The organism is Mariniflexile fucanivorans (assembly GCF_004341235.1).
GTDB classification, from domain to species: Bacteria; Bacteroidota; Bacteroidia; order Flavobacteriales; family Flavobacteriaceae; genus Mariniflexile; species Mariniflexile fucanivorans.
Map to the genome: position 1 here is coordinate 386,950 of NZ_SLUP01000003.1, position 25,439 is coordinate 412,388.

Annotated in this window: 14 protein-coding genes; 1 reads left to right on the forward strand and 13 read right to left on the reverse strand. The window is 34.4% G+C overall.

Translation table 11 applies throughout. The features are described from left to right. Positions 1-68: 68 nt before the first annotated feature. The 11 genes from EV196_RS08210 to EV196_RS08260 form a co-directional block, all read right to left on the reverse strand. Positions 69-635, reverse strand: coding sequence for a peroxiredoxin family protein (locus EV196_RS08210; protein ID WP_132217212.1), 567 nt, complete (start codon positions 633-635; stop codon positions 69-71). A 38-nt stretch (positions 636-673) separates the two neighbouring features. Further along, the gene (locus EV196_RS08215) at positions 674-2,917 is read right to left on the reverse strand and encodes a hypothetical protein (RefSeq protein WP_132217214.1); all 2,244 of its coding nucleotides are present in this window, start codon (positions 2,915-2,917) and stop codon (positions 674-676) included. Between the two features lie 37 nt (positions 2,918-2,954). Then, positions 2,955-4,550, reverse strand: coding sequence for a sulfatase (locus EV196_RS08220; protein WP_132217216.1), 1,596 nt, complete (start codon positions 4,548-4,550; stop codon positions 2,955-2,957). 27 nt (positions 4,551-4,577) lie between these two features. Continuing rightward, positions 4,578-5,561: a glycoside hydrolase family protein gene (locus tag EV196_RS08225; protein WP_207902832.1), complete on the reverse strand. Its 984-nt coding sequence runs from the start codon at positions 5,559-5,561 to the stop codon at positions 4,578-4,580. Beyond that, positions 5,551-6,954 (reverse strand): hypothetical protein, encoded by a 1,404-nt coding sequence (locus EV196_RS08230; protein ID WP_207902833.1) that lies wholly within the window; start codon positions 6,952-6,954, stop codon positions 5,551-5,553. Before EV196_RS08230 ends, EV196_RS08225 begins: the two co-directional genes overlap by 11 nt. A 282-nt stretch (positions 6,955-7,236) precedes the next feature. After that, positions 7,237-8,361 carry a sulfatase-like hydrolase/transferase gene (locus EV196_RS08235; protein ID WP_132217220.1) on the reverse strand — a complete coding sequence of 375 codons (1,125 nt, stop codon included), beginning with the start codon at positions 8,359-8,361 and terminating at the stop codon, positions 7,237-7,239. A 68-nt stretch (positions 8,362-8,429) separates the two neighbouring features. Further along, entirely contained in the window at positions 8,430-9,785 is a 1,356-nt protein-coding gene (locus EV196_RS08240; protein WP_132217222.1) for a sulfatase, read from the reverse strand. 45 nt (positions 9,786-9,830) lie between these two features. Continuing rightward, positions 9,831-11,252: a sulfatase family protein gene (locus tag EV196_RS08245; RefSeq protein ID WP_207902834.1), complete on the reverse strand. Its 1,422-nt coding sequence runs from the start codon at positions 11,250-11,252 to the stop codon at positions 9,831-9,833. Positions 11,253-11,342: 90 nt separating this feature from the next. Then, positions 11,343-12,974: a RagB/SusD family nutrient uptake outer membrane protein gene (locus tag EV196_RS08250; protein WP_132217224.1), complete on the reverse strand. Its 1,632-nt coding sequence runs from the start codon at positions 12,972-12,974 to the stop codon at positions 11,343-11,345. A 23-nt stretch (positions 12,975-12,997) separates the two neighbouring features. Continuing rightward, positions 12,998-15,937, reverse strand: coding sequence for a SusC/RagA family TonB-linked outer membrane protein (locus tag EV196_RS08255; protein WP_132217226.1), 2,940 nt, complete (start codon positions 15,935-15,937; stop codon positions 12,998-13,000). Between the two features lie 11 nt (positions 15,938-15,948). Next, a complete protein-coding gene (locus EV196_RS08260) occupies positions 15,949-17,154 on the reverse strand; it encodes a glycoside hydrolase family 88 protein (protein ID WP_132217228.1) in 1,206 nt (401 codons plus the stop codon). 262 nt (positions 17,155-17,416) lie between these two features. Between EV196_RS08260 and EV196_RS08265 the strand changes: the two genes are divergently transcribed. Then, on the forward strand, positions 17,417-21,493 hold the full coding sequence (locus EV196_RS08265; RefSeq protein WP_132217230.1) for a hybrid sensor histidine kinase/response regulator transcription factor: 4,077 nt from the start codon (positions 17,417-17,419) through the stop codon (positions 21,491-21,493). A 175-nt stretch (positions 21,494-21,668) separates the two neighbouring features. On the opposite strand, the gene EV196_RS08270 is transcribed toward EV196_RS08265, so the two are convergent. Together EV196_RS08270 and EV196_RS08275 are read right to left on the reverse strand one after the other, a co-directional pair. After that, a complete protein-coding gene (locus EV196_RS08270; RefSeq protein ID WP_132217232.1) occupies positions 21,669-23,468 on the reverse strand; it encodes a glycoside hydrolase family 2 protein in 1,800 nt (599 codons plus the stop codon). A gap of 442 nt (positions 23,469-23,910) precedes the next feature. Next, on the reverse strand, positions 23,911-25,428 hold the full coding sequence (locus EV196_RS08275) for a RagB/SusD family nutrient uptake outer membrane protein (RefSeq protein WP_132217234.1): 1,518 nt from the start codon (positions 25,426-25,428) through the stop codon (positions 23,911-23,913). Positions 25,429-25,439 lie beyond the last annotated feature (11 nt).

Here is a 25,439-nt window from a genome sequence, read left to right on the forward strand (position 1 = left end):
AATATTTTTTTTATCATTATTAAATAATTATTGAATTCTATTCGTATAACCTATGATTACAACTTCATTTAAGTATTACTTTCTAAAATTTTTAAAATTTCTTTTGGATCCATTCGCTCTGTATAATTTGAATCAATATGACTCCCAATTATGCTAAAATCAGTATTTATAATAAAGGTTGCAGGCACAGGAAGTGTTATAGAACCATCACCATTTAAAACCGAAAGATCTCTTCTCTGGTGATAATCTTCACCGGGATCAAATTGGAGATTATAACTACAAATAACGTTCTGATTTTCATCACTTAGCACTTCAAATCCAAGCTCGTTTTTTTGGATAAGGGTGAGTGAATCATTGGGTTTCTGAGGGCTTATTGCCAGTACTTTGGCATTAAATTTTTCAAATTGACTCAGATACTTTTGAATCTCTTTTAGGTCTAGATTACAAATAGGACACCATTCACCTCTGTAAAATTTCAAAATAACAGGACCAGATTTCAAACACTCGGCAAGAGAAATTGGCTTTTCAAAAGCATTGAGTAAAACAAAATCTGGTGCTTTATCCCCAACCTTCAACCCTTTTATATGACTAGCATTGGCTATGACTAACTTCTGAAATTCTTGTAACTCATTCATATTAATTATCGAATTCTAGTTATAACTTCTCTCTCTTTTCAATTATTCATCAGTTCAATTTCATACGTCCCTTCTGGAATGTTAACGCTCACCCAATTTGTTCCTGAATCAATAATGGGAAGATTGCTTCCTTCTATTTTTACTGAAGAAATACTAGGAGCGTAAAAGGTCACTTCTGTGCCAGGAGAAACAATCTGCCCTTTAGTTTTATTAATATTCATATAAAGTGCAACAGGAGTATCCGATTTAAAACCTGTTTGAAAGTCCTTGCTTGTTTTAAATGATGTACCTTTTACAAAATAGGATATAAATTTATCAGAAGATTTTCTATATAGGATATTTTCTCCTTGAAAAGTCTCTAAACCGTATTCACCAATAGAATTTCCATTTGAGATAAACGCAACATCTACTATTTCACCTTGAGTAATTTCACTCCCTGTATAATCGCCCGCTTCAATTCTGGTTAAATTTCCTGTTTTATGGTTATTATCTCCGGGAAACAAAACGGTAAGAATATTAGCTTGCTGATTGGTTGTATTATAGTTAGCATACATATAATCGGCAGCATACCCATATCCTGCTCTGGATTGATTTGCGGTTTTCTTTATTTCTACGGAAGCTGGAGGCGTACCTAAAAAAGTAGTTAATGTGGCTTTGTTTTCAGAATACACACGAGGCCCTGTGTTTCCTTTTTCTATTTTTATTTCAGAAAAGTATTGTGTTTCGTTCTTAATGGTGTTTAAAATTGATGCATTTGGGTGCCATACGACATTTACATTATCGCCAGCATTATTGGTAGTTACATGATCCATGACCACATAATAGCCGTTAACGCCGTTTGATGGTTGCATAAAAACAACATCTCTGAAATGGGTTCCCGCAATGGCTTTAGAACTGGAACCTCTAAAATATTCAACATGTTCACCTAGAAGTCCTTCAACAATACCTTCAGCTTCTTTTGATGTATGTCTTTTTCCACCTATCATCAAAGTATTAGCAGATTCTGAATTTGAATGCATAAAATCAAAAGTGGCAGTGACTCCGTTAATAGTCGCATCTGCATTGGGTCCATCGTAACCAGCATTACGCAGTAAAATTTCACCGTAACCAGCCATAGCTAAAGCATTCGCTTCATAATGTGTATGGTATTCTGTATTTCCTTTCAGGTTGAGCATACTCATATAAAGCGCATTGGTAGACTGTTCTCTAGATTTTAAAGCCGCATAATTTTCAAATAAACGGCTTGGAGCCAAAACAGCATCGTCCGTATTAAAATCTATGGGATTATTTTTTTTAGCTGATCCAGCCATAATGATGTAATTGGATAAATGTCCTTTCACTATGCCTTCAGAAACACCTGCGCCTTCACGTAATGTCCACATAGCGTATTTGTAAGCTTCTGGTGAAAAACGAGCAGCCGAGACAATGTGAGGAGACAAAATAATATGCCCATCTTCAATATCCCATGCCTTTTGATCGTCCGTATTTCGTGAATCTCCATACAACAAAATTCTACCGAAGGGCGCTGTGGCATATCCATACATGAACTCTTTAAGTCCAACGATTCCCGGGTTACTGTAATAATCGTTGTAACCCATATATTCCATGATGTTTATCGTGGTGTTTTTGGCTGCACGTTCAATGGAATTCCACCGTTGCACACAGTATCCGTTTCCAGCGGGGGAAACCCCATCATTAGGCATATAATGCTCTGATAATCCTATATCAAACTCTTTCTTTGCTTCTTTAAATTTGGCATCATCTCCAAGATATTTGTAATACAACATTCTCATGGCCCAAGCGTGGGGATCCCACTTACCGATTACTAATGTCATGATTTTTTCTTCGAGCCAACCTTCATATTTTGAAAGGGCAGCAGCATCCAAATCATACCTAATTACATCAAGTGCCAAAATCGCATAAAATAACTCATGGGAAGGTACAGATGAAGTTGCAGCACCATTTCCTATCTTCATAGTTCGGATTCTAGTCTCGAATTTATTTTTAATAGCGTTGATGTATTTGCTTTTATTTGAAGGGTCGAGAATATAGGCAAGTGCATTGGATCCCATAACATCTCTGGTTTCACCATCGCCTTGATTTGCAACAGTCATGGCACTAGTTTTCATAGCTCCAAACATCTTTGATGTATTTGCTAGTTTTCGCCAGTATGAGTAATCTGTAGTATCTATAATATTTCCAGATAAACCTTGTAGTGGCATTAATGCAATACAAAATATTATTACTAAAACTAATTTGGAATGACCACTGGTTATTTTCATGTTTTTATTACTATTTATGAAGTCTTTTTTTAATATTTTATTTTAACCATAAAGGAATTGAATCCTTTTCAACCCATTCCTGGATTAATTTATCTAAACTATCGCCTTTCCATGTTTTTGAACCCGCTGGTATGGCATCGTATTTTGGTAACCATTTTTTATGTACTTCAATAATTTCTGCATAATCAGGATTATTGGCTAAGTTTATATGTTCGCCTGGATCTGTTTTATGATTATAAAGCTCTTCACCACCATCTCGATAATGAATATACCTCCAATCGTTACTTCTAACCGCATGGTTCTTATAATACCAAGTGGTTAAAACAGCTCTATCTTCCTTTTTTTCTGGTGAATTAATAAGTGGTACCAAACTCACGCCTTCTAGTTTTGGTAATTTAGGAAGGTTACAAAGTTCGGTTAACGTTGGGTAAATATCTAACAAACTAACTACTTGGCTACTTTTTTGTCCGTTACTTTTATTGTTTGGTACCTTAAAAAATAAAGGAACTCTAGTTGCTTCTTCCCAAAGCGCTTGTTTCCTAAAATGACGTTTTTCTCCTAAATGTTGCCCATGGTCTGACCATAAAACAATAATGGTGTTTTTGGCATGCGGACTTTTTTCTAAAGCATCAATAACCTTTCCTATTTGGTCATCTACAAAAGAGACACACGCTAAATATGATTGCACCAGTTCTGGCAAGATTTCTTTTTTAGCAGATACATCGCCCCAACCACCTTTAGGTGTGTAGCCGTAAGCGATGGCTTTTCCCATCATAGGAATATCTTCCATTTCGTTTTCAGGCACTTCTGGTACGATTATATCTTCAATAGGATATAAATCGAAATACTTTTTAGGCGCTGTATAAGGTACATGAGGACGAATAAATCCAACCGCCAAAAAGAACGGTTTTTCTTGAGATTCATTTAATTTATTAATAGCCCAATTAGCAATTTGCTCATCGTACATACCTTCTTTTGGAATATCTTCTTTTTCTAAAGGACCACCACATAAAGAGTAAAATCGGTTGGTGTCTTTATAGTTTTCATTGATATTATCTTCACCGTAAAGCTGAACTAATTGTCCACCACCTTTAGGAAATGGATAAAACATATTGCCTCTATAACCAAATCCGTTTTCTTTAATATGCTTTTCCATACCATTCCAAAAATGTGGTGCATATGCTGTCCAAAAATTATCGGTTTTATCAGGATAATCAGATTCTCCATCATGAAATACTTTTCCAGCAGCATAAGTATTATAGCCATTGTTCTTAAAGTGTTCCGGAAGCATTTTATGATTCGCCATTACCGTGTCATAATTTTTTCGCATGTTTTGAGTAGAACTGTACCAACCAGATGTTGTTGGATGCATACCACTAAGCAGTGAATTTCTGGAAGCCGTACAAACAGCTTGCGAACAATGTGCATTGGTAAACAAAACACCTTGACCAAAAAGCTTATCCATATTAGGTGTTTTAACCTGCGGATTTGCCAACAAAGCGCCTTCCCAATCGTTTAAATCATCTACTGAAATGAAAAGGACATTTGGTTTTTCAATAGTTTTATTTTTTTTAGATGATGAACAATTTGTTAAAAAAAATATACTTATAAAAACTATGATAATTTGTTTCATAATCTAGTTATTAACTATGATTTTTATTTAGATTGATTTTTTGAGTTTTGCCACTGCAATTCCAAACTCACCAGATATGGAATAGTAGAGATATACATCATTTTTATCAATAAAAATAGCGGGATCTCTTAATTCGTGTACGGGTACTTTTGAAAATCCGCTTACGGATTCTTGAATAGGCAATTTTACACCTTCATAATCCATTTCGGGTTTTAAAACTTCCTCTTGCGCACTTGCTTTCCAGTTTTTCCAAATCCCATCTGAAAGATTGACTTCACACTTAAGAATCCGTTCGGGAGCATCGCCTTTTTGGGAATAAAACACAATAAGTTTATCACCACTTAAAGTGACTGCCGTATGTCTTGCTTTTGGCAATATATTAACGCCCTTTTCAAATGGAGTTAAACCATCTTTAGAACGGTAAAATGTTCCTGTAACTAGGGCATAATAATCTCCTTTGTATTTAAAAACACGAAAATAGGAAGGTCCTAATATGGTTTCGGAAGCTGTGAAATTCACCCCATCTTTAGAGGTACTTACAAAGGTTTTTTGTCCTGATTTGTCTTGATTATAACCATGAAAATACATTCTTATGGTTTTGGATGCTTCATCAATAATTACGTCTGGTGATGCAATATGTCCTTTGGCTGCTGTATTATCTATATGAAGTACGCCTGGTTTGTAAACTGTCCACGGCCCCATAGGCGCATTTGCATAAGCCAATCGAAGATATTTACCATGATGATCTGCAAAATACATATAGTATTTCCCTAACGGATTTTCAACCCAATTTGGGACTTTAATTACAGAAGGCCCATTTATGTTTTTTCCTAAAACACCCTCTAAACCTTCCATATCTGGATAAATCATAGGGTTGTTTTCTGAACGTTCAAAAGAATAATTATCGTCCACCAACATTTTGGAAGTAGACACACATGCCGTAGCAGCAATTAAGATAAAGAAACAACTGAATTTGTAAAGTGATTTTAAATATGTGGTTCTAATTTTCATGAGTATCAAAATATGCTATTAGGTTATATATATTTGTGTTTATTTCATTCATTTTTTCCATCAAGGGTTTCCAAACCTTATATTGGTTACTAACTATACCTTTATTAGCATCAATGTTTGAAGGATCCACACCTTTTGCGGTAGGGTCGTTGTCTTGGTATTTAAAATAATGCCAACCTACGCAGTTTTTAGATTCTAACAAAGCGAGATTGTAGTTTTGATAAAACAAACCACGGTCTTTTTGTGTTCTAACTATCCAACCCGCACCACTAGTATTACCCATTCCGGAATCTTCGCCTTTAACGTAGTACTCCGTTACAATAAAAGGTTTGCCCGACCATTTTGACCAATTTGCCATTTGTTCTGCATCGGGTGTCCAATAATTGTAATAATTATTAGAAATAACATCCAGATGCTTTCCAGCTGCTTTCATAAACTGTTCATAATTTTTTTCAGCTGCATAAAAACGAGATCCAATATACATGTGGTTGGGGTCGTATTTCTTTATAGCTTTAGAAACAATGGAAAAATATTTCTCGGCAGCAAACGCCATAAATAATTCGCGGTGTTTATCGGTTATTTGTTCTTTAGTTATTCCGTTATCTAACAACCATTTGTTGGCAGCAATATATCCGTAATCAGCTTTTTTCAAACTTAAATAATTATCTAAAGCTTCAAATTTAAAAGGCATTTCGTTATCTGAAAAATGCCCGAATAAATTAGGATCATCTTTATAGGTGACTAGTTGTTTAGCGTGTTCATCGCAAAAAGTTTCAAAATCTGGATCAAAAACAAAAATAGCATCATTTGGATATCCAATATGTCCAGATTGTTGATAGGTACCTCCACGTTTTCTACCATAACTGCTCATAAAATTCCAAATAATGGTGTACGCTATTGGTTTTTCCAGTGTTTTATTGGCTTCTACAATCGCCTCTACGTCACTCCACGAACCTGTACAATTAAACCCATTTTCCTGTAACATTTCAACAGTTTCATTAATCCAATTTGTTTTATTTCCAAATTTTTGAATGAATGCCTCCTTCGTTCTTTTTGATTTTCCTTCGGTAACACCATTTAAAGCGATGTTGAAATATTTGTAGCCTAATGGGTCTATGCCCCACCAACGATCACCAATTTTTTTCACATGATAAAAGCCCGTAGCAAAATTAGTTGGTTGGTTTATATCGCCACCATACTTACTTAATTGCGTGTTTTTACTTTCAAAATCTGGTAATAACGCTAAAGTACGCGTTTTAAAAGGCTTATAGTCTTTATAGCTTCTCGTGCCATCCTCATTATACACCTTTACTCTAGCATCTACTAAAATATGGTCTGGTTTTGTGTTGTTTTGAGCAAATACAGTCGCATAATTCCATTCAAATAGAATCATTATCAAAAAAATGTATATTGTATTTTTCATAAATTATTTACTAATATTTAATTTCTTATTCTGATAAAAGGTTAATTGAATCGTGATTCATTTCAAATTAATATCAGATATGCTTATTTTTTGCACATTGTTTGTCTCAGAGTTTGAAATTCGCATTGCTATAATTGTCATTTTTTTTATTTACCCATGCAATTGGCAGAGATAACGTATTTCGTAATCCATAGCGCTCCGATGTCTTTTAACCAATGTTTAATTGCCCCTAGAGTTGCTTACGGTTTTTTTTCAGCGAACACTCTCAAGGATTTTTTCCTGTTGAACAACGAAACTACCAAAGTTATCTCCAGACGAAGTGGTATGCCATAACCCCAAATCATCAATTGTTTTAAATCCTTTTTTGGTTAGCTTTTTTTTCTTATCCTGAGGCCAGTTATGAGCTTCAATCAATACTTTGTTGAGTCGTTTAATATTTTGAGGAACCGTTGGAGGCGTTGCAGGATTGCTCACAAACGCCTCCGACAAAACACGGCCGATAGATAGTGCCGGCGTCTTTTTTTTACTTAGGTAGGTAATGGTTGGAGCGATATCAATAATCTCACAATACTCAAAAGTCGCACCCTTTCTAACATCAGGCCCCACTATCAAAAGCGGCGTTACATTCGAGGGCGGACTGTAAGGTTCGTGCCAACCTTCATTGGCTTGCCCGTTGTCACTACAAATTATAAGCACCGTATTTTCCCATTTGTTATTCTCCTTAAGATATTCTACGAATCGGCCCAATTGACGATCTGCCTCTGTAATGGCTGTTCGATAAGGGGACTGCTTATGCCAAATATTACGATGATAAGGTTCATTCTCAGTCCAGTTTTTTGATATTTTAAGCCCTTCGATTCCAGGACGTTGGAGATGAACACGCATAAACTTAGGCTCGGACACTTTCATAAACTCCATGCTTAAATTTATAACCAAAGAGTCGGGATTGAAGGAACTTGCCATATAGGTCCCAAAATCTTCGCTCACGTCTTCATAGGCACGGGCATTAACAATAAAAGCGGTCTCATTATCTTTAAAGGAATGCTGTATCATTGATTTTCGAACACCATCCTTTCCAGTGAAAGGGGTCCCTGTCATCAACATAGGATTGGGCATGGAACAAGACCAAGGGTAGGTACTGCTCTTTTCAGGGTGACCCGCTAAAGTTAAGTGCATTTCTTTATAATAACTTCCCTCTGCTTTCAGAGCATTGAAATTTGGCATATCAATTTTTACCGGAGCCTCGGTTGATAAGCCTTCAATAATAAATAAGACGACAAGGTCGGGTGCCGGTGGTTTTGTAGTTGCATTACTTGAATTCACAGCAAAAATCAAAAAGAAAAATATAATAAGGTTTTTAGTTTTAAAAAAAATCATAGTGTCTTTTGTATTATTGTGTTTTCAATTTTAATTATATTATTTCACAAAGGAAATTCAGCTTAAATCTAATTATCTTGAGATTTGTTCGGTATATACTTGGCTAAATCGGCTTTTATTTTGTTCATATTAAGGTTTCCTGCTAGGTTTGTCCATTCATTTGGGTCGTTCTGATGGTCATACAATTCTTCGCCCCCATCAGCATACCGTATATAGCGATAGCGCTCATTTTGAATGGCATAGCAATCTTTATTGTAACCAGTAACAGATGGATATGACCATGCTGTTGATGGATTCTTTATTAACGGAACGAGACTTCTACCCTCATTTTTTGAATTTTTAGGTAACCCACTCATTTCCAATAATGTTGGATAAATATCAAGTAAACTCACAACCCGGTCACTACTTTTGCCCTTAGGCACTTCAGGACCAGCAAACAATAGTGGCACGTGCGTAGATCGCTCCCATAACGTTGCTTTTTGAAAGGTGTTTTTTTCACCCATTTGGTAGCCATGGTCTGACCATAAAACAATTATTGTGTTTTTGCTGTATTCGCTTTCTTCAAGAGCCTTAATAACTTTTCCGATTTGGTGATCCACAAAAGTGATTGAGGCCAAATAGGAATGAACAATATCTCTCCACTGGTCTGTTTCAATGGCCCATTCTGTTCTTGGCATTTGATTCTTGATATTTTTAAGACCTAGCTTTGGGATGTCTTCAAGATCATCTTTTTTATACTCAGGTAGTTTTATCTTTTCTCGGTCGTACATATCCCACCATTTTTTAGGAACATACCAAGGGTTGTGAGGACGCAAAAAGCCAACCATTAGAAAAAATGGCTTATCATGTTTTTTACTAAGCTGATCAGCAGCCCAATTAGCTGCCTGGTGATCGGGCATTTGTTCATCCGTTTCAGGGTCTTTAGCCCAATCCGTCATAGTTCCGTTTTGGTGCCAATTTCTCTGCAACTTTCCAAGTCCAGAACTGAAAGATCCTCGCCCACCAGTTTCGTCCAACGTCCCTTCAGGTAAATGACCATGCAAAATTTTGCCTACTGCTAGCGTTTCGTATCCGTTATTGCGAAACCAAGTATGCATAAGTTCAGAGCCGAGTGCTTTTGTTGATTCTTGAACAACATCATCTTCGTTTAAACTTCCTGATAAATTATGAGGATAAAATCCAGACATCACACTTGCTCTCGAGGGACCGCATACCGAATATTGACAATAAGCATTATTAAACACCGTACCTTGATTGGCTAACTTGTCAAGATTTGGAGTAATTGCTCCTTCATATCGATTTGCATAGGATGGAAAATCATTCAGGTCATCAACCGATATGAATAATACATTCGGTTTCTCTTGTGCATAACAAAAATGACAAAGAGTTACAATGAAGAAGGATAAAAGTATGTTACTTTTCATTCGTTTAAATTATTATCAAAAAAGATTATTTATAACGTGATAGGTTTACCATTGATAGTCTTTTCCTTCTCTGCTCTGCTTCCATGATTCTTTAACTTTTTCAAGTTCTAGCATCATTTTCTTTAATAATTCTGGTTTTTCCAATGCTAAATTATTTTTTTCGGCAGGATCGTTTTTTATATCGAAAAGCATCATCTCATCACCTTTGTCTGGAATACAAATTTTATAGGCACCATCTATATAAGCATAAAGTTCAATATCATTAAATAACCTTTGATATCCCGCTGCAAAAGGTATTTCCCTAACATTAGATTCACCATTTAAAATGGGATTAAAACTAACACCATCTAAAGGGATTTTTTTATCTTTTTGAACATTTAAAATTTCAAGTATGGTTGGAAAATAATCACTTGTATTGGCTTGATAATCTGAAACAATTCCTTCTTTTATATGCTTAGGCCATAGAGCTAGAGCAGGCACGCGCAAACCACCTTCCCACATTTGGTGTTTATGACCTGAGAAAGGACCTGCCGAAGCAATACCTTTTTTGGCAAGAGGATCTGCCGGACCATTATCACTACAAAAGAAAATAATGGTATTATCTTCAATATTTTTATCTTTTAAGAACGCTCTTAAACGTCCTATTTGATCGTCCATAGCAGTAATAGCACCATAATAGTGCTGTTGTGCCAATGGCAAATCTGGATACTTAGCTAAATATTCTGGACCAGCAACTACGGGTTCGTGTGGTGTATGAAACCAAATTGTTGCAAAAAATGGTTTATCTTTTGAAATTGATTGTTCTATAAAAGGAATGGCTCTATCTATGATAATACGGCTGTCATCACCTTCTAAATTTTCGGTAACAGGTTGTCCATTTTGCACATAAATAGAACCACCCCAAGAGCCATCTTCTTCCGCTCCCCAACTGGTCCATCCTTCTGGTGTTTTTGTTGGGTTCCATGTTGGCACCGCACTTTTTGTTGCAAAAGTTTCATCATAACCATGGTGCCATGGTGGTGAGTACATGCCTCTAGATTCTACCTCATCAGGCTCCACCCAACCTAAATGCCATTTTCCAAAAAAACCTGTTTTGTAACCTTCTTTTTTTAAAACCTCAGCAATTGTTTTTTCAGCAGGACGCATAGCTCCTGTATGTGCTGCAAAAATACCTTGACGAAACGGACTTCTACCAGTTAAAACACTAGCGCGCGTTGGCGAACAAAGTGGTGCCGCAGCATAAAAATTATTAAACTTGACACCAGATTTTGCCATTAAATCTAAATTTGGTGTTATTACTTTTTTATTACCATTGAAACCCACATCTCCATACCCAAGATCATCGGCCATAATGAGTATAATATTAGGGTTTGTATTTTTAGAAGCTGTTTTTTGAGCAATAGCCACTAACCCCATCAAACTAAAACTGGTTACTATTATTAATTGATAAAAAGAATGATTTCTCATATTATATTTTTTATTTGAGTAGAGATGTTTATAATCAAAAATATACCTACTTCCATAAAACAAGAAGTAGGTATATTAAAATTGAAAATTTTAGTTATAGCCATCATTTTGTGGCATAACCGCCCCTGTATTAGCATCTATGATGTCTTGAGGAATGGGGAAATATTCGTTGTATTCGAAAACCTTAGTTTCATCTAAGCGAGGGTTGTATTGAACCGTTCTTTCATAAAATGTACCTGTACGAACTAGTGTGTGTTTTCTATATTCTTCTGTAACCAACTCTCTAGAACGTTCTTCAAGAATAAAATCCATAGTTACCTCTGATGCTGTTACTGCTGATGCATTTGACCTAGCTCTTAAAGTTGTTAAATAGCTTGCTGCTAAATCTGGCTTGTTGTTTTTCATTAAAGCTTCGGCTGCAAGTAAATAAGTTTCAGCTAAACGCATAAACATTTGATCATCGTATTGACCATTCTTAGAAGCGTTTTCAAACAAAGGATCGTTGTATTCCCATTTTCTTACCCATGGCCAAAGAAAATTATCTTCTAAATCATCTGGTTTACTATAAACCATTTTAGTAGTTCCTATAATATTAAAAGAGGTTGCTGAATCATCAGTTGGAAAAATATAATACTTTTTAACGGCATATTCAGAATATCTGTCATCAGTAGAACCATACCAGCCAAAAGCTGAATCTGTTACAGAAAGTCTGCCAGTTCCTTTTCCGCCATTATAGGTATAAAGCGTATTTAAATCGTACTTTTTAAGTTTAGAGTCTTTTGAATAATAACTATTCCAAATACTTTTCATATTTAGATAAGAATTTCCAACCACATCGGAATAAGCATTGTTTAACACCCATAATACTTCTCTATTATCATTTTTAGGCATTGGGTTAATAAATAAGTCTGTGAAAGCCGTTCCTGGTTCTGAAGCATCAACACCAAATCTAGTTGTCATTAATTGGTATTCTGGACTATTAATTACTTTAAGCGCTTCAATTTCTGCTTTTTCATTTTCACCCATATCTAAATACACTTCAGCTAACATAGTACCTGCTACAGCGGCATTAACTAAACCTACATCTTCTCTCATTTCTAGATTTTCTGTTGCAAATTTCAAATCTATCACCATTTGAGCATTAATTTCTGCAATAGAGTTTCGTTCCCAATCACTACGATAAGTACTTCCTTCAATTTCTTGAAGACTTAAAGGAACCGCTCCCCATCCATAACGTAAATGTCTGTAAGCCCAGGCACGAAACAACCTTGCTTGTGCAATTACTTTGTTTTGGTTTACTAAATCGGCAGCATCATTTGTACCCATCCAATCAACAGGTGTGTTTTCAGCACGATTAATAATTAAATTTGCCGAGTTAACGATTCGGTACAACCAGTTAAAGTTTGCCGAAACCAAAGCGTTTTCAGAATTCAAATCATTATAATCATTAAAAGGATCGAATGCAGCTGCACCACCATTTACAAACACATTATCTGTACCCATTTGCCATAATGAAGCACGCGTTGTATTACTCTGTCCTTCCCTATCCTCACGTACTAATGCATACATGGCATTTAAACCGTTTACAAAACCATCATAGTTAAGGAAAAGGTTTTCGGCAAAAATATTATCCTTAGGTTCTTCCTTTAAAAAAGTATCTTCATTACAAGAACTCATAAAAACGAAACCAATAGTCAATAATAATATCAGTATTTTTTTCATATTGTTATTTTTTAAAATTTAAATTATATTCTAATTTTTAAACCCAGTAATATAGTAGTTGTTTGTGGAGCCGCCGTTTGCTGACCATCCGTATTTGAAAACTCTGGGTCTAAGCCTATCCAGTCTGTACTTGTATATAAGTTTTTTATGTTCGTAAAAAGCTCCAAACTATTTATTTTTAGTTTCTTTAACGCTTCTGAAGGAAATCTATAGTTAAGTGTTACATCTTGTAATCTTATAAAATCTGTGCTTCTGTAAAACTGCATAGCACGTGGATTTACACTTGCCGTTCTATCATTTCTAGGATACGAGTTGCTTTGGTTATCTGGTGTCCAGAACGTAACATTGTATCTGTTCTGTCTCATATCTATATCTTGTGTCGCTAATAATGCATTGGATTGGGTAATACCTGAAACCATATTCAAAAAGAAACTAAGTGACCAGTTTTTGTATTCAAATGTGTTGGTTAATCCAGCAACAAAATCAGGAATTTTACGTCCAATAATTTGTTTGTCACCTGGATCAATAGTTCCGCTTTCATCTGCATCTAAATAACGAATATCTCCTGCATCTACATCACCTTGTGGCGTACCTGTCTCATCTTGTTGATAAATACCATCAAACACATAATCAAAATTAACGCTTATTGGTTGGCCTATAAACCATTTACTACCAACATCATCTATATAGTTTCCATCAGCATCTGTTAATCCTACATTTACAATTTTGGTATTATAATGTGCGATATTAAAATCGGTTGACCATTTAAAATCGTTTTTGTTGATATTTACACTAGATATTTGAAACTCAATACCTGAATTGGATGTTTCGCCTATATTTTGGGTGATATTGGGCACTCCGTTTATGGGAGTTATGGTTTTATTTAATAAAAGATCGGTAGTTTTTGATTTATATACGTCTATCAATCCTTTTATACGGTTTTTAAAAAGTCCAAAATCAAGACCTGCATTAAAAGATGTTGTAGTTTCCCAACCCAAAGTAGGGTCTCCCAGCTTGCTTGGATAGAAACCAAACAAAGTACCATCGTTTGCATCTACATAATCAGCAGAAGCTAGTGTTGGGAGTGTAGAATATGGATCAACTGATTCATTACCAACCTCACCATAAGACAATCTTAACTTTAAGTTATTTATGGTATTAGAATTTTCTAAAAATTTCTCATTGGAAATATTCCAACCTACTGCTGCTGACGGAAAAACACCAAATTTGCTATCCGTTCCAAATGCTGAATACCCATCGCGACGTGCTGTTAATGTTAATAAATATCTAGAATCGAACGCATAGTTGGCTCTAAGCATTTGAGAAAGATGCGTAGACTTAATAAAGGTGTCATCAGGTTCTATAAGGCTCGCTTTATTTGCTTGGTAAAACGACATCACATCGTTCGGAAACCCCTCTGCATGGACATCATGATTTTCTGCCCATTCACTCTGTGCACTATACAATCCTGTTAAAAAGATGGAATGCTTACCAAAGGTGTTTTTGTAACTGATAATATTCTCAACTAGCCAATCTTCATTATATCTATTATCTGAGTCTGAGGATCCTCCAACACCTAAACCTGTTCTAGTATTTCTACCTCTATAGGTTTGCGCTAATCTAGAGCGGTAATCGTAGCCTGTATTTAACTTATATGATAAACCTTTTATAAAAGGAACATCAATCAACATACTGTTATTAGATGTGAAACGTCTTGTTTTATCGCAATTATCATATAAAAGTGGCGCTAACGGATTGGTTACATAAACCCCATCATCCCAAGTTTCTAAAGTTTGACTTCCATCTTCGTTAAATGGCACACCTAATGGCGTCATAGAAAAAGCATCCGAGAAGCTGGATCCTACACCACTTCTGTCATAATATCCATATTGTGTGCTCGTGTTAAATGTCATCCAAGGTAATAGTTTATGATCTAAATTTATTCTTAAAGTATATCGTTTAAAATCGTTTCCAATGGCAGTTCCTTCAGAATTCAAATAACCTAAAGATACATAATATCTGGTTTTTTCTGAACCTCCAGAGAAAGATAAATCATGTTGTAAAGTAACCCCTGTTCTGGTAGCTAAGTCAACCCAATTTGTATTTCTTCCTGAATCATATCCTTCATCTTCAACCTGTGAAGTTGATAACCCTCTTTCTATTTTGGTGTCATAAAATGTTTTACCACTCATTAAACTTGGTATATTAATAGGGGCATTGAATGCCGAAGTTGCAGAATAATTGACAGTCATACTACCATCTTTACCCTTTTTTGATGTGATAAGAATAACCCCGTTGGAACCTCTTGAGCCATAAATAGCCGCTGCTGAAGCATCCTTTAAAACTTCAATAGAACCAATATCTTTTGGGTTTATTTCTGATAAATTTCCTGCATAAGGGATACCATCTAATATAATTAAAGGGGAGTTTTTAGCAGTAATTGAATTTTGTCCACGAATAAGCATGGTATTGGACGAACCTTCTGCGTTTGAAGCATTCACGGTAATATTCATACCTGCCATAGTACCTTGCAGCATTTGCTCAACACTAACGCGTGGTCTGGCTTCTAAAGTTTCTGGACTTACAGATACTACAGAACCTGTTACGTCACTCTTTTTTTGTGTACCATAACCAACTACAATAACCTCATCTAATCCAATTTGTGAAGATTTCATAACTAAGTTTAGATTCGTTTTAGCACCTACTAAAACTTCTTGCGTTTCCATCCCTACATAACTAATTACAAGTACCGATTGCGGACTTGCTTTTAAGGCGAAATTACCGTCAAAATCGGTCATAGTTCCCGTAGTTGTTCCTTTAACTAGTATGGAAACACCTGGAAGTGGCATACCATCTTCTCCTTTAACATTTCCTGTAATGTTTTTATTTTGAGCATACCCACTGAAGGATAGCAAAATAAAGAACAAACATGTTAGTTTAAAAAATAATTGTTTTTTCATCATAAAATTTAAATTTAGTTTGGTTGTTTTTGATTGTTAATTTCTCTTGATAATGCTTCCAAATAATAATAATCGGCATAAATTAATGGCACATCTATTTCAGAATCCTTAGGTTTTGAACCAGTTGAATGCATTAAAAGAAATCCTTTATTGGCACCTAATTCACTAAAATATTTATTTGTAGAAAGTGAAGTAATCATCTTATTTGCTTCTTCTACATATGTGCTTTTATGTTGTTCAGTAAACGTACTTAACTCTAAAAAAGCCGATGCCATGACGGCTGCCGCGGAAGCATCACGAGGTTCTGTTTTTACATCTGTTAAATCGAAATCCCATACAGGCACATGATCTTCAGGAAATTTTGCAATATTTAAAATATAATTGGCAACATTTTCTGCTTGCTTTAAAAATATAGGGTCTTTAGTTTCTCTATATATCATGGTATAACCATAAAGCGCCCAAGCTTGTCCACGTGCCCATGAAGATTCATCAGCATACCCTTGATGTGTGTTTTTTGAAATGACCTCACCGGTTTCTGCATTGTAACCAACCACATGGTACGAACTATAATCACTTCTGAAATGATTTTTCATGGTTGTTTTTGCATGGGTAACGGCAATATTATAAAATACAGGGTCCCCTGTTTCTTTTGATGCCCAGAATAGTAATTCCAGATTCATCAAATTATCAATAATAACAGGAAATTCCCATTTATCTCTATTGTGGTCCCAAGATCTAATACAGCCGACTTTTTCGTTAAATCTTGTAATAAGCGTTCTTGCAGATTGAATCAATACTTTTTTATAAGATTCATTTTTGGTCAATTCATAACCCAAACCAAAACTGGGCATCATTTTAAAACCTAAATCGTGATTTGAATCGTTAAACTGTTCGCTTTTCAATAAATCGGTATAGATTTCAGCTTTATCTTTCCATTGTTTTTCACCTGTTAAACTATACATATACCACAAAACTCCAGGATAAAAACCACTAGTCCAATCTCTTTTGCTAACGAGTTCCAACTCACCTGAAGGTGTTAATGTTCTAGGAAATACAGAAGCATTTGATTTTATATTGGCGGTATCCTTTAAAACAGGAAAATACGCCAGTTGTTGGGATATATTCTTAAGTAAATTAGCGTCTTTCTCACTTTTATTTTGAGGTGTTTTACAACCAACCGCTAAAACAACAAATAGTATTAAAATAGTAATTTGCTTCATCTGTTCAATTTATTTTTTTTGATTAAGACATCCATACAAAAAAGAAAAAGGAGTGATGGTTATCTCACTTTGTTAAAATTTCGTTAAACAAATTTAATAGATGGTTTTTGTTATTTTTCCATCCATTGTTCCCAATTACTACCAATCATGTTTCATTTTAAAACGTATGTTCCAAAAAACAACATGTGTGCTAATTATTGCTAAAAACTTATACGAGTCTGTTTTATATTATTTGTATTTTTAGTTCGACAAAAAAAGCCGGATGACTAAGTGTTATTTTTACGCCATACAATTCAATTTATTATCATTTCTAACAAATGGCAGTAACGACCCTTATATATCTATAAATAAAGTAACGCCAGATGGTGGTGTGGCCTATTCGCAGGTAACCTCTATAATGGAAGACGACCGGGGGTTTATTTGGTTTAGTACCAACAACGGCATTTTTTCTTATAATTCCATTAAAATTAAAAGGTATAGCCATTTACAAAATAATGCTTCTACTCTTTCAACCAATAGAATAAACAAGCTTTATAAAGATAATAAGGGACGTATGTGGGTAGCCACAGAAAACGGACTTTGTAGTTATAATTCAGACTCTGATAATTTTAAAAGATATACCATTAAAGACCAATTTGATAATTTTATTGGTAAGAACATTACATCACTATTCCAAGATCAAAAAAATGCTTTTTGGTTTTCAGATGAAAATGGTTTTGGCATTTTAAGTCCTGAAAAAAACAGAGCTTTTTATAAAGTTATTGATAATAAAACAGCAAGAGTTAGCTGTCTTACCATAGACGATAAAGGTACCATTTGGGTGTTTTATAATGATGGCGATATTTACTATTTACCAAAAGGCTCTAACACTTTTCAGTTTTTAACAAAAGGACTTAGAAATCTTGCTAGATCTGTTTTGATTGATAAAAACCTTATTTGGATTGGTTACGAAACAAGAGGTTTACTATGTATAAACATGCTAAATGGCGAAATATTACATCATTTTAATTCTGAAAACACAGCTGAACATTTAAAAATACCCAGCAACCAAGTTAGAAGTCTTTTAAAAGATGAAAAAGGTAGAATTTGGGCAGCCACTTATAAAGGCATCGCTTTAATTGATAATTTTAAGGTAAGCCACATTATTGATCAACAAAAATATTCCGAATTACCCAACCATTCTATTTGGTCATTATACAAAGATTCCCATAAAAACATATGGATAGGTTCATGGATGGGCGGTTTAGCTTTTCATAGTGACTACAATAATTCATTCATCCGCTATAATCAATCCACAACCAAAAGAACCCTAAACGCAAATATTGTTAGTAGTTTTACCAAAATACCCCATAGTGACTCTATTTTAATAGGACTTGATGATGGCGGGTTGAATAGTTTTAATCCTAAAACCAACATATTTACTACAAAACCAATTAACTACAATGGGAAACTCATTGAGAGTGTAAAATCGTTGGCCTACGATAAAAACGAAACATTGTGGGTTGGTACCTATGGCTACGGTATATTATTTCAAAAAAAAGGTGAAACTGGTTTTGATCGTTTAAATGTTCCTTTTGAAACGGGTTTTCAAGCCTTGGATATTTTACCAACAGACGCAGGTATTTGGGTTAGCGATTATCCTTTGGGTGTTTTCTTTTATCATTTTAAATCTAAAAAAACAACCCGTTTCCAAAATACCCCTTTAAATATTAACTCTTTATCTAACAATTACGTACACCATATTATTGAAGATAAGCACGAAAATATTTGGTTTGCTACTGAAAATGGGCTTAATCAATTAAAAAAAGACACTTCAGAATTTATTCATTATTTCCATAATAAAAACAATTCCGAAGGGATTTCTAATAATAATATTTATTGCATTCATGAAGATAACGCAGGCTTTTTATGGCTAGGTACCAATGGTACGGGTTTATATAAATTTAATCCTAAGACTGAGGTTTTTGAAAATTTCACCATAAAAGATGGTTTATCGGGCAACGAAGTATTTTCAATATTGGAAGACAGCAATAAAAACCTATGGCTAACAACCGAAAACGGTTTATGTAAATTCAATAAACAAACCAATGTTGCACAATCGTATATTACAAACAACAGTTTACAAAACGACCTGTTTTACCCCATATCTGCATTAAAATCTACTAATGGTGATTTATTTTTTGGAGGCTCTAACGGGCTAATTCGTTTTTCTCCTTCAAGAATTATAAAAAACCCCATCCCTCCAAAAGCAACAATAACTAAAATTTACGTAAACAATAAAGAACTTAGTTTTAATAAAAACGAGCCAATAAAGTTGCACCATACCCAAAACTTTATAGGGTTTCAGTTTACATCTAACAATTATATAAATCCTAAAAAAAACGTATTTAAATACAGGCTTTTGGGTTTTAGCGACCAATGGATTGACACCGATTTTAATGGGAAAGCAAATTTTACAAATATCCCTCCTAACAACTACATATTTGAAGTTAAAACAGCAAATAACGATGGCGTATGGAACGAAACCTCTACAAAAATAATTATAGATATAATTCCTCCTGTTTGGCAAAGGTGGTATGCCTACCTAGCTTATGCCCTAATTTTTATTGCATCTGTATATTTTTTCAGAAAACAGGTTATAAACCGTCAAAAACTTAAATCTGAAATTAAGATGGAAAAAATCCATCGAGAAAACGAAGAACAATTACACCAAATGAAGCTTCAATTTTTCACCAATATTTCCCATGAGTTTAGAACGCCTTTAACCTTAATTCAGGGCCCCGTAAACCGTTTATTAAAAACACCTTTAGATACCGAAGCTACTAGCAAACAACTACTACTAATTAAAAACAATACAGATAGGCTGTTACGACTTATTAATCAATTTCTAGATTTTAGAAGAGCCGATTCTGGTAAATTAAAACTAGTTCCTATAAAAGCAGATGTTATTTCTTTCTGTAAAAATGTATTTAATTGTTTTGAAGAGCACGCTAACCAACGAGGTTTTCACTTTCAATTTACATCAGACCTTCCCGTTTTAAAAATGGATTTTGACACCGATAAATTAGATAAAGTTTTGGTAAACATGCTTTCAAACGCTTTTAAATATTCGGCAGATAATGGTACTATAACTCTAACCATAAAAAACAACGAAAAACCCAATTTTAACCCTAATTGCAATGTTTACACCGTTGGAGAACCTATTGATGAAAATTTTGTTTCCATAAGCATTAACGATTCTGGGTATGGAATTTCTGAGAAGGTACTTCCTCAAATATTTGAGCGGTTTTTTCAAATTGAAAACAATTATAACCGAGGTACAGGTATTGGGCTTTCACTATCTACAAATTATATAGCCATGCATCATGGGCAATTAATTGTGAGCTCTTTAGAAGGAAAAGGCTCTGTTTTTTGTATATGCATACCAAAGCATCAAACGGGTACATTAAGCGAAAGTTCTAATAGTTTTCAGGATATAGAAGCTGGAACTGTTTCTTTTGAAACGTCCAATAATATTAAAACGAATACTTCTTCTGAAGAAGCTTCAAAAAACCAAGAAGCATTGGTACTTGTTGTTGAAGACAACCCTGAATTGTTGGAGTTTTTATCGAGCAACTTACAAAACCATTTTAGAATAGCAACAGCAAAAAATGGTAAAGAAGCTTACCAACAAACGAACTCGTTGTATCCAGATTTAATAATATCGGATATTATGATGCCTGAAATGGATGGTATAGAATTGTGTGCTAAAATTAAAAACGATATAAGAATTAGCCATACACCCGTTATTTTACTAACAGCCCTAGACACGGTTAAAGATAGAATAACAGGCATAAATTCTGGTGCAGATGCCTATGTATCAAAACCTTTTGACGAAGCCGTTTTAGTGGCTCAAATTCATAATTTATTAAACTCTCGCAAAGCACTTCGCTCCTTATTTTCTTTAAAACAAGAGGTTTGGGAAAGTAATATTGACGTATTGGATTTAGATAAAAAATTCCTTGTGAATGCCATTAATGCTGTTGAAAAAAACATGAGCAATGCAGACTTTTCAGTTGAAGATTTAGCCGAAAAACTGCATTTAAGTAGGACACATTTACATAGAAAACTAACATCGTTAACCGATCAATCTGCCACAGAATTCATAAGAAGCATTCGTTTAAAACATGCTGTAGAACTCATGAAACAAGGTAATTACATGGTTAATGAAATTGGTTACGCCGTTGGTTTCAACTCCCATAATTATTTTTCAAAATCGTTTAAAAAACAATATGGAAAAACACCTTCAGAATTTATTAAAGATAATTTTAGCGATTCAGAAAAAGAAGAATCAAACTGAAAGCAATTAATTTCCAAAAAACAGAAAGAAGCTGTATGAAAACTCAAAATAAGTCGTCATTACGAACGTAGTGAAGTAATCTGTTTGTCGGTTTTCAACAACTTAAAGATTGCTTCGTTCCTCGCAATGACGTAAAAAAGCACTTTTCATACAGCCTCTTTTAAAAGAAACTTAATTAGTTCTCATGGTAATACTTTTGTAAGGTGTAAAATGCTTTTTTAGGAATGCCTTTCTCTGAGATAAGTCCTTTTCTATTAAAATCATTTTGAATACGTCTTAAATGTCTTCTATGCGATTTAAAATCAATCAAAATCCATGGTGACAATCCTGCAAGAAACTCTATATTTTTCATCATTTCAATGTTGTTCTTATAAACATCATCTTGGTATTCTTCGGTCCATCTTTCATTCTCGTCGCCGTGTAAACCCTGTAATGCCCCAGCGCCTACTTCACTCATAATCATAGGTTTATTATATTTACTAGCCCATTCCCAACCTGCACAAGATTCTGGCGAACCACCATACCATCCGCAATAGCTATTCACACCAATAACATCCACATTTTCAGCTAAACCATCTTCAATAACACGTTGGTTTGCTTTTCCTTTTTGGGTATCTAAAGCTGCTGTTACTAAGCGTGTATTATCTAAAGCTCTTACTTTTTTAGTCAATTTACTTAAAAACTCATTTCTAGAGGCGCTTTCTGGTGTTTCATTTGCAACAGACCAAAGGATGATTCCTGCACGATTTTTATCGCGTGATATCATTTCTGTTAATTGGTTTTCTGCATTGGCATAAGTATCTGGGTTCTCAAACAAGACCGTCCAATACACAGGTATTTCAGACCAGATTAAAAATCCCATTTTTTCAGCTTCTTTCACCATAATTTCGCTATGTGGATAATGTGCTAAACGAATGAAATTACAACCTAATTCCTTTGCCCAATTAAGTAAAACCAAACATTCTTCTTTTGTAGTAACACGCCCCGAATTGAACGGTGCTTCTTCATGAATGCTAATCCCTTTTAAAAATATAGGTTTATCATTTAAAAGTATTTTACTACCATTAGTTTTAATGGTTCTAAACCCTATATCATCTTTAACAACATGCTTATCAAAAACAATATTTACAGGATATAATTTTGGGTTTTTAGGCTCCCAAAGTTCTGGATTTGCTTTTGTTTTAAAAACTGCAAGACCGTTATTTATTTTAGCTTTTACTTTAACCTTTAGCGCATCGATATTTATATTAACAATAGCCTCTTGCTTTGCGTTAGCTACTTTTACCCAACCTTCAATATACTTGGCATCATCTTTAGATAAACCAATGGCATAATCTTGAATGTACTCTTTTGGCGTTGAAACCAAATGAACTGAACGGGTAATTCCGCCATAGTTCCACCAATCGGTATTTATAGTTGGTATAGCTTCTCTTTTTCTTTTGTTATCGACTTTAACTATTAAAAAATTATCTTTTTCTTTTAACTTACCGGTAACATCAAACTGAAAAGGTGTAAAACCACCAATATGTTCGCCCAATTTTTCACCATTTAAATATACTATGGCTTCATAATTTACCGCTTCGAAATAAAGAAATGTGTTTTTGTTGGTTTCTGGCACAAAATCAAAAGAACGTTTGTACCATATGGTGCCCTCGTAATAATATAATTTTTCCATTTGCGAATTCCAATCGCCAGGAACTGTTAATTGGTAATCTGTATCGAAATCATATTCTATCAAATCGGATGGTTTTTCCATTTTCTTGTTAGAGAAAAAGCCATCGTCTCTTGGCATCCATCGGTGGTTGTAGTAGCCATTTTCTAAGGGATCTATAATAATTTGCCAAACACCATCTAAACTTTGTTTTTGTTGCGAATGGATGTTCTGCAAAGTAGCGTTATGGTTTTCTTGTGCCTCGTTTAAAAAACTCAAAAGACAACATACCATAACAATCAAAAAATGCTTTTTTCTAATCATTTTGAATATAAATTTAATTGTATTTCAAATTTACAAGACAATAACCCAATAAACTAGTGCTAATATTACTAGTTTATAGCATTATTGTTACATGCTTGTTATTATGTACCAATAAACAACATATGTGCTAAGTGAAGCGTATAGCCTGCAAGCATACTAAGTATAAAAAAAAATCAATCATAATATTTTTATTAAGTAAAAATATTATGATTGATTTAAAACAAAAAAAATTACTGACCTAAAGATTTAGACCAGTAATTTTTAAACAAACTAAACTAACTCAAACGTTTGATATCTACATATCGAAATAATGTGAATATAATTTTTATATACTATATTGGATACTTAGTAGTTTTAGCTTCGGGTTTACTAGATAAGAGAATTAAGTAAACCCGAAGAAAACTATATTTTTAAAACACTTTAAAAATTAATAATTAGACTTTTACAACCCTAATTTAGGATTGTTAATTACCTCATTTGCAGGTATTGCGATTAAGTAGTTTGCATCGGTAAAAGTTTTAGCTCCTTCTAATCCAGAAGCACTAAATACTGTTGTCCCCAATTTTCTTCTAACAATATCGTACCATCTTTTTTGCTCAAAAGCGAGTTCCAATCTACGTTCTTCTAAAATCATGGTTCTAAAATCTGTCTGGCTTAAGCCAGAAACGTTTGCAGGTACAAGACTTGGCACACTTCCAACTGCTCCATCTCTAGCTCTTTTTCTTACTTGATTTACATAACCATCTGCTTCTGTAGTTCCAGGAGTTACTTCATTCAATGCTTCTGCAGCAATTAATAATACCTCAGCATAACGTATCATTGCGTATTTAGTACTAGATGCTCTACCTTCTGCACCTGGTGTTGCTCCCCTGAAACGTGTGTATTTTGCAATATATGGTTGATTTTTATTTCTACTATCAGCAGCAAAAAAACCAGTATAAGGTGTATCAGGAGCTGTAACAGAGCCAAACTTTGCGGTAGCATTAAAACTAACTGCTCTTCTATAATCTAAAGGATCCCAATCCGTATATACTTTAAGCGCTGGCACCATTACAGCCCAACCTTCTTGAGTACTACCAAATTGAAGGTCTTTTCTTATACCTGTAAGTGGCACTAGATAATCAGTACTATAATTTCCTAGAGAACTATCCCCAGTATAATCTAATATAAATATGGGTTCCTTAGTTACTATATCAGCATTAAATAAATTTTGAAAATCTGGTTCTAAATCAATGTCATAATCTCCTTTTTTACCAATAAAGTCTTTAGCTTCTGCATACGCATTTGGATAATCTCCCATTGTTAAATATGTTGATGCTAAAAAAGCACTCGCCGCTGACTTAGCAGGAATAGACTTATTTGTTTGTGTATTTGGCAACCACTCTTTGGCAAATTTTAAATCTGCAATAATGTTTGCATATACATCGGCAACTGGAGTCTTGCTAACGTTACTTGCTTCTTGTACATTATCTATTGGTGCATCAAAATAAGGAATAGCTCCAAATTGTTGAACCAAATGAAAATATGTAAATGCTCTTGCAAAATACGCTTGTGCTATAATTGGGTTTTTAACAGCAGCTTCCTCATTTAACTGATCTGCTCCAGCAATAGCCTGATTTGCAGAGGCTATAATTTGATACATTATTTTCCAACCTTGGTATGTTTGGTCATTAGTTGCTGCATCAGTTAGTGAGTTATGATCTCTTCTATCAAGCGAAGTATTGGGGTCTGAAATTTCTACCATGTCACTACGTAACATAAGTGTCATACCCGTTTCTCTTGTTAAAAAATATCTGTTATGCATATAAGCAAACGCACCCTGTACTGCTATCTGTACTTTATCTAAAGAAGTGAAATAAGATTCAGGAGCCAATATCCCTACGGGTTCTTCTTCTAAATCTGAACATCCAAATATTGATAATCCTCCTATCAATAAAAATAAATATTTATATTTTTTCATAATCTGTTTTT